Genomic DNA, 6,384 nt, shown 5'->3' with positions numbered 1-6,384 from the left:
GGGGGGGGGCGGTGGGAGACCCACTACTATAGCCAAAGGCGTTGGGTTCGTCTCGTCGTTCCACTATTCGCGGATCAGGACACTTCTAGCCAACGGGGTCGAGGGTTCGAATCCCAGAGCGTTTCCAGCGGTAATAGAGCATTCGGCAAACCGCGTAGACGGCGATGGCAGAAAACAAACCAACTGCATCGGCTACGAAATCCATCATATCCGTCGATCGGCCACGCACAAAACCTTGCGACCATTCGTCGAGCCCCGCATAGAACAATCCGATCACTGCGATCATACTAAACCGAGTCAAAAGTCGGTCGGAGGTCGTGACGTAACACAACAACCAACCCAATCCGGCAAAGCAGCAGACGTGCATCAACTTGTCGTTGACTCTCGGTCCATGCCGCACGACGGAACTCGGCAAGTGTGTGCCGATGAACATGCCAAGCCAATAGACGGCCAAGACAATGATGGCGAGCCGAAAGCCCCAAATCGTTTTTTTGGTGATCGATTGCATGGTTGTTTCACGGATGGGATAAGCTGGAATAGTTGACATAGTGACTCCGTTCTCGAATTTGACAAGTCGGATCGCCCGAAAGCGATACAGTGCGCGTCGCGATCCCCCCACCATGAGGAATCCCAAAATGACCACAAATAAAACCGTCCTGAACAAGCCATCGCTACAACGAACAAGCCATTTCGACCGTTTATGGGTCAAAGCGGCGTTCGGTTTCGCTGTGGTTGTCGGTTTTGGCTGCGTTTGTAATCAGCAATGCTCCGCACAAACGCCTAGTGCAGAAACATCGTCACCCACTTCCCAAACTGAATCGGACGTAGCGACCGTACCGGTTGAGCAAACTGTGATCGAATCCGATCCCCAATCGAAAAATGCCCAGCACTCAACAAAACAGGCCTTAAAAAAGCATGCTAAAAATGCAACACCGCTCAAAGACGCTTGGGTAGTTTGTCAATTTGGGGGCGATGGAGAAGTGGAACTGAAAGGAAACTCGGTGACAATGGGCTCAGGTGATCCATTGACCGGAATTCGCTGGGAAGGAGCCCTTATTCGCGAGAATTACGAGATTTCGCTCGAAGCAAGGCGAGTCGAAGGATATGACTTTTTCTGTGCCTTAACATTCCCCGTTGGGAAAGACAGCGTCAGCTTAGTACTCGGCGGTTGGGGCGGCGGCGTGGTTGGAATTAGCAATATCGATGGCTCCGACGCCGCTGAAAACCCTTCGACTCAATACATCAGTTTTGACAATGGAAAGTGGTACAAAATTCGAACTCACGTGACCGAACAAGCGATTAGCTACTGGATTGACGGCAAATTGATGTTTGAACAACCCCGTGAGGGCCATGAATTTGGGATTCGCTCAGAAATGTATTTGTGTGAACCTTTGGGGCTTGCCGCCTACATGTGTGATTCGGAAATTCGCAACATCCAGATCCGAAAGCTGGATGAGAAAATGGCGAAACCTCCCGTGTCCGAAACGAACAGCGAAATAAACGGTCCCGAGAAAGATGGGGCGACTCAGTGAGCGGACAGTCAATGAATCAAGAGCCCAACGCCGAGAAATTGATGCTCGACATCGACGCCCATTTTATGGGTCGAGCACTGGAAATGGCCCATCAAGCGGTGATCGCGGACGAGGTTCCCGTCGGAGCGATCATCGTCCGCAATTCGACAATCATCGCGGCAGCGGCAAACCAGCGTGAGTCGCTGAAGGATCCAACGGCTCACGCCGAAATGATCGCCATCACCCAGGCCGCTGCGGCGGTCGAAGATTGGCGTCTGGAACAGACCACGCTTTACGTCACGTTGGAACCATGCATCATGTGCGCCGGTGCGATTCTGCAGTCGCGGATCCCGCGTGTTGTCTTCGGGGCTTCGGATCCGAAAGCAGGGGCAGTAACGAGTTTGTACCAATTGCTTGATGATTCGCGGCTCAACCATCGCTGCAACATCACGACCGGAGTGATGGCCGATCGATGCGGCCAAGTGTTGACCGATTTTTTTGCCAGCAAGCGTGCGATGGGGAAGAAATAGCGAGGCGTTTGTGGGCAGACGCGGGAATCATGAATTTCTTTCTGGCGACCTCTCAGCCGGCTTTTTGCCTGAAAATCGCTGTGAATTGCAATGTCAATCTGTTCCGATTTTGCAGATTCTCGGATTTTTACGACTTCGGAGGGCAAACAGACTAAGCCTTTGCGTTCGAACCAGCCGATACAATTGGCACAACCTGAATTAGAATCTTAACGCGTTGACGCTTCGTGCAGTCGATTCGCTCGCTCGTTTGGCAGGATTCTACTCAATCTCAACACATGAAGACGGTGGAACACGCGATGTCGGTACGGAAGCTGACGGCAAGCCTGATCACAACGCTAGCCATGCTAGGGGCAATGGCACTTGGAAACGCACAGGAACATGTTCCGCCTGCGGATCCATTTGCATTCGACCCTGACTTTCAATGGTTTCGTCCAGTAACCAATATGGACCTCGCGGACATGAAACCAAGCAAACGGGCCAATCATGGCTGGTTTGCAACTTACGATCGGTTGGCGTTATACACGTCACGACCCGAGCTGAACAACGGCCAATCGGCCGAGACAAAGCTCGACCAAGGATGGGGACATCGATACGAACTTGGCTATATGCTGCCCGATGTCGACCATGGTTGGGCATTCACCTACACGAATCTGGGCGGACCTAACGCGAATGATACCGTCGTGCGTGAGCGTCTAAACCGGCTAAACGAAGATGACCTATTGGACTACGGTTCCAAGGAAGGCATTGTCGGTCCTCCCTTCGGTGCAATCGTACCAGCAGGGGATGGCAACAATCTTGGCTACAATCAACGTTTGTACTTCGTCAACGACAGTCTAAACGTAGCCGACTTCAACAGCTACGAATTGAATAAGACTTGGCGGATGGAACCGTATCACTACGGCGGCATCATGGAACCGTTGATCGGGTTCCGCTGGGCTCGCTTCAATGACTACAACATAAGCCAAGAATACACTTCGACCAAAGATGGCACGATTGTGATTCCTGATCCGGTTCCTCCTGCTCAAGAAGCTCTTGGCGAAGACTACGAAACATTCTTCAGTGACGAAGCGATCACCGAGAATGAACTGTTGGCAGGCCAAATCGGGTTCCGCTACACAAAATTCCGCGATCGATTCACTTACTCAGCCGATTTCCGTGTCTTCACTGGCGTTAACTTGCAGTGTGCTCGAAGTTACACCCAAACCGATACCACGGTTTATGATGGCGACGGCATCGGTGACGAAGTCAACTTCGAACTCACACAGAAATCAAAGACACTTTATCAACGGAATGAAGAGTTCGCGATTGGGTTTGATATCCGCGGTGAATTGGCTTACCAATTGACTCGATCGATCAAAATACGTGGCGGTTTCCAATTGATCGACTTGGCAACCGGGATTTGGCGAGGCGGGCCTGTCAGCCCATTCAACTCACTCGAAGGTGGCGACCAAAATCAAGATGTTGTCATGGTCGGTGGAACCTTCGGCCTTGAACTGAACCGTTAACGTCACTGCAGACGCCAAACAACAAACGTTAGAAAGGATGGTTTTCAAAACCATCCTTTTTTTCGTTAACTGCGGCATGACATGCCCGGCGCAAAACCGTTGCCATGAACACTCGGTTCGAGGTGATTTTTCGCAGTTGTGACGAACCACCGTCTTGGTACAGTCCCGCTTCCAAAACATTGGACTCCCCTTGTCGATCTACCTTAGCCAAACGCATCCGGTTGCCAGTAACAATCGCTTTCACACCGAGCGATTCGGATCGTTTACAATACCGAGATGGTTGCATTCGCCTCATCCCATCGTCGGACATCCAAGCCGAAGCAGTGCGTTCGGCGAAAGGATACCTGCACTTACAACAAAGCACCTGCGCAACTTGCTGCCTTCCGTTACTACCACCGAAGCCAACAGTACAGTGTCATCGCACTGACCGATGGCGGCGGCACAGTGAAAGAACGCTACGCTTACGATGCTTACGGAATACCGACGATACTTGATGCCGCCGGAACGACACGTACGACGAGTGCCGAGAATAACCGTTACCTGTACACCGGCCGCGAGTGGGACGAAACATTAGGCTTGTATCACTACCGCGCTCGCATGTACGACTCGGTCGCCGGTAGGTTCTGCTCCAGAGATCCGATTGGATTCATCGGAAGCCAATGGTCACTCTACGAATTTCTCCTTTCGTCACCATTAACCGGCCAAGATGCTTTTGGTCTTAAGCGACACACCGTGAGCGCAAAGGATTTAAAACGAATCAACGCATGTATCCGCAACAACATAAAGTCTAATTTGGCTGCGAGCACTCCAGCGGGCGCAGCAGAAGCAACAGATGATGCGTGCGCCAGAAAGGCATTGCAACTAGTTAGTGTCCGTCCGGAAATTGCTCGAGTGGCTGATTTTAGCGGATTTCACGTCCGCTGAGTACTTCGAAGATTTAGCTCTGGGGCGGTTTTAGTGGCGAACAACGCTCGTTTTCTACGCCGTTTTCGCCTGGCGCGCAGACCGATAGCCTTCCGTTGCTCCGATTCCAAAGGAGTATTTGCCTACGCCGCTTGGCGATCACTCTGTGCCGAGGCGCTAATGGCATGATGCTTGGCAAGTAACAACTTGCCAAGCGTATGTAGGTTGCGACCAAGTACCGCCAAACCAAAGTAGCGCTCAAAGCCGATCTCACTACGATCACGACAACGTTTCAGCCCGTTGCCTCGCTGTAAAGCACCGATCGCTGATTCCACACCGCTGTGACGTAGACGTGTTTGATGAAACTTCACGCTTCCGTTTTTCAATCGTTCGGCGTACTGATCGGGAGCACGTGGTAAAACACAAACGTCATCAACGATCTCTTGCAATGCCGTCTCATTTTCATCGCTGTGAAAGCCTCGGTCAAACGACGCCGTTTCGATCTGACCCGAATGTTTTCGCTGAGCAATTCGTGTCTGCTCAACGACAACATCTTGGTCTTTGCTGGTGCGGTCCATCAAATGATAGTGACTGATGAATCCTGCGGCGTCTTCGTAGACCAAGACCAAGCGTCCATACTGATTCGGTTGCCCAGCTTTACCGCGACGGTACAACTGCGTGTGAGTTTCAAAAAGACTGAACAGCTTCTCGCTATTGGGAACTCTTTCGCCAAGGAGCACGCGACGACGAGCGGTGTCGCAGACCTGCCGAGTTAGTTGGATCCATCGCTCGATTGCCGCGATTTTGGAGACAATCGCCGTCGAGAACAACTCCGATTTCGCCGTTTTTACCAACTCGTCGGCTCGCGTGAGCAACTGCTCGGTTCGGACAAGCAGATCCATGTAGAGCGATTGCAATGCGTCTTTCTTGACCTGACTCTTGCTCGCGGCGATGCGTCCCATGTTCTGTTTGAGCTTCTTGATCTTCCTCGTCAAGTGATCGGACTGACGCCAGCCATCAATCTCAAGCATGCCAGCCAAGTCAGCGCAGAGCGGAACAAACTTGCGTACCCCATCGAAGATCAAACTACTTTCGGTCGGATGATGAATGTTGGTTTCGACAACGAACGAATCGGCACGAACCGAAGCGGCAGCCTCAGGTGCAATCTCCTGTCCGGAGGTGACGATGACTTGATTAAGCTTCTCGATCGTTGCAGGCTTGAGTTTGCACAACGTGTCGCGAATGCGTCTGAAGGTGAATTCGTCGGCGTCCTGCCAATCGCCAATTCCCATGATGCCTCTGAGCGAGCGATGGTTCTCGACTTGGTCTTGGAGTTTGTCGTAATCGAAGTTGCACCCCAACCGAACAGCCGCCAAAACAACGACGTGCCAGTCATCCATGCCGGGCCTGCCGATATCTCGACGAGAGTCTTCGTTGAGATCGGCTGCGACTAACTTGACAGCTTTGTGACGAAGCTTGTTGTTGGTATAAAGGAACTGCAGACCCGCGAGGATCGGAACGATTTCGTCGCGGCATTCCAAGTTGAGTTGTACTTGTGCGACAGGGCTGCAATCGAAGCGATGCTGAGATTGATAGTGCTTTCGGACCACGTTCACTCCTCGAAGATTTGCGTTTGAAATTGCTTTTAGTCAACAATTCCAACGCCCGAACCTGCTTGCGGGTTCGATCTTCGGGGAGCTTTTTCTCAGAGAGGAAAAGGGGAAGGGGGTCGTTTTTCGGGACTTGGTTTGATATTCTTTAGCGAATACGATCAATTTTTCTTTAGCCAACTGATGGTATGCCAAGAATCAAACGTGCCGATGAAGCAGGCTGCATCTATCATGCCCTTAACCGGGGCAATGCGAAAAATAGGAAAGTGCGAAAAATGCCCCCCTTCCCCTTTTCTTTCCTGCCCCCCTTCCCCTTTTCTTTCCT

General features: G+C 51.7%; 7 protein-coding genes. 4 read left to right on the top strand and 3 right to left on the bottom strand.

Going from position 1 to position 6,384, the window contains the following annotated elements:
- Positions 1 to 85: 85 nt before the first annotated feature.
- Positions 86 to 547 (bottom strand): VanZ family protein, encoded by a 462-nt coding sequence (locus tag CA13_RS26070; RefSeq protein ID WP_419194840.1) that lies wholly within the window; start codon positions 545 to 547, stop codon positions 86 to 88.
- Between the two features lie 88 nt (positions 548 to 635).
- Here CA13_RS26070 and CA13_RS26065 point away from each other — a divergent pair, with 88 nt between their 5' ends.
- From CA13_RS26065 to CA13_RS26055, 3 genes are all read left to right on the top strand, one after another.
- Positions 636 to 1,532, top strand: a complete 897-nt coding sequence (locus CA13_RS26065; RefSeq protein WP_146401683.1) for a family 16 glycoside hydrolase — start codon at positions 636 to 638, stop codon at positions 1,530 to 1,532.
- 11 nt (positions 1,533 to 1,543) lie between these two features.
- Complete coding sequence (tadA, locus tag CA13_RS26060) at positions 1,544 to 2,041, top strand: tRNA adenosine(34) deaminase TadA (protein ID WP_419194839.1); 498 nt, start codon at positions 1,544 to 1,546, stop codon at positions 2,039 to 2,041.
- A 296-nt stretch (positions 2,042 to 2,337) separates the two neighbouring features.
- Positions 2,338 to 3,546, top strand: a complete 1,209-nt coding sequence (locus tag CA13_RS26055) for a hypothetical protein (RefSeq protein ID WP_419194838.1) — start codon at positions 2,338 to 2,340, stop codon at positions 3,544 to 3,546.
- A gap of 28 nt (positions 3,547 to 3,574) precedes the next feature.
- On the opposite strand, the gene CA13_RS26050 is transcribed toward CA13_RS26055, so the two are convergent.
- Entirely contained in the window at positions 3,575 to 3,832 is a 258-nt protein-coding gene (locus tag CA13_RS26050; protein WP_146401679.1) for a hypothetical protein, read from the bottom strand.
- Between CA13_RS26050 and CA13_RS26045 the strand changes: the two genes are divergently transcribed.
- A complete protein-coding gene (locus tag CA13_RS26045; RefSeq protein WP_146401677.1) occupies positions 3,823 to 4,470 on the top strand; it encodes an RHS repeat-associated core domain-containing protein in 648 nt (215 codons plus the stop codon). The two genes, CA13_RS26050 and CA13_RS26045, sit on opposite strands and share 10 nt — an antisense overlap.
- Before the next feature lie 122 nt (positions 4,471 to 4,592).
- On the opposite strand, the gene CA13_RS26040 is transcribed toward CA13_RS26045, so the two are convergent.
- Complete coding sequence (locus tag CA13_RS26040) at positions 4,593 to 6,059, bottom strand: ISNCY family transposase (protein ID WP_146393859.1); 1,467 nt, start codon at positions 6,057 to 6,059, stop codon at positions 4,593 to 4,595.
- Positions 6,060 to 6,384: the final 325 nt, after the last annotated feature.

The sequence above is a fragment of the Novipirellula herctigrandis genome, from assembly GCA_007859835.1.
Classification (GTDB): domain Bacteria; phylum Planctomycetota; class Planctomycetia; order Pirellulales; family Pirellulaceae; genus Novipirellula_A; species Novipirellula_A herctigrandis.
The sequence above is the reverse complement of the archived record's forward strand: the minus strand, read 5'-3'. Positions and strand labels throughout refer to the sequence as shown.

Excerpts from the sequence above, each read along its gene's own strand:
- CA13_RS26070 (WP_419194840.1), bottom strand. The coding sequence starts at position 547 with ATGTCAACTATTCCAGCTTATCCCATCCGTGAAACAACCATGCAATCG.
- CA13_RS26065 (WP_146401683.1), top strand. The coding sequence starts at position 636 with ATGACCACAAATAAAACCGTCCTGAACAAGCCATCGCTACAACGAACA.
- tadA (WP_419194839.1), top strand. The coding sequence starts at position 1,544 with ATGAATCAAGAGCCCAACGCCGAGAAATTGATGCTCGACATCGACGCC.
- CA13_RS26055 (WP_419194838.1), top strand. The coding sequence starts at position 2,338 with ATGTCGGTACGGAAGCTGACGGCAAGCCTGATCACAACGCTAGCCATG.
- CA13_RS26045 (WP_146401677.1), top strand. The coding sequence starts at position 3,823 with ATGGTTGCATTCGCCTCATCCCATCGTCGGACATCCAAGCCGAAGCAG.
- CA13_RS26050 (WP_146401679.1), bottom strand. The coding sequence starts at position 3,832 with ATGCAACCATCTCGGTATTGTAAACGATCCGAATCGCTCGGTGTGAAA.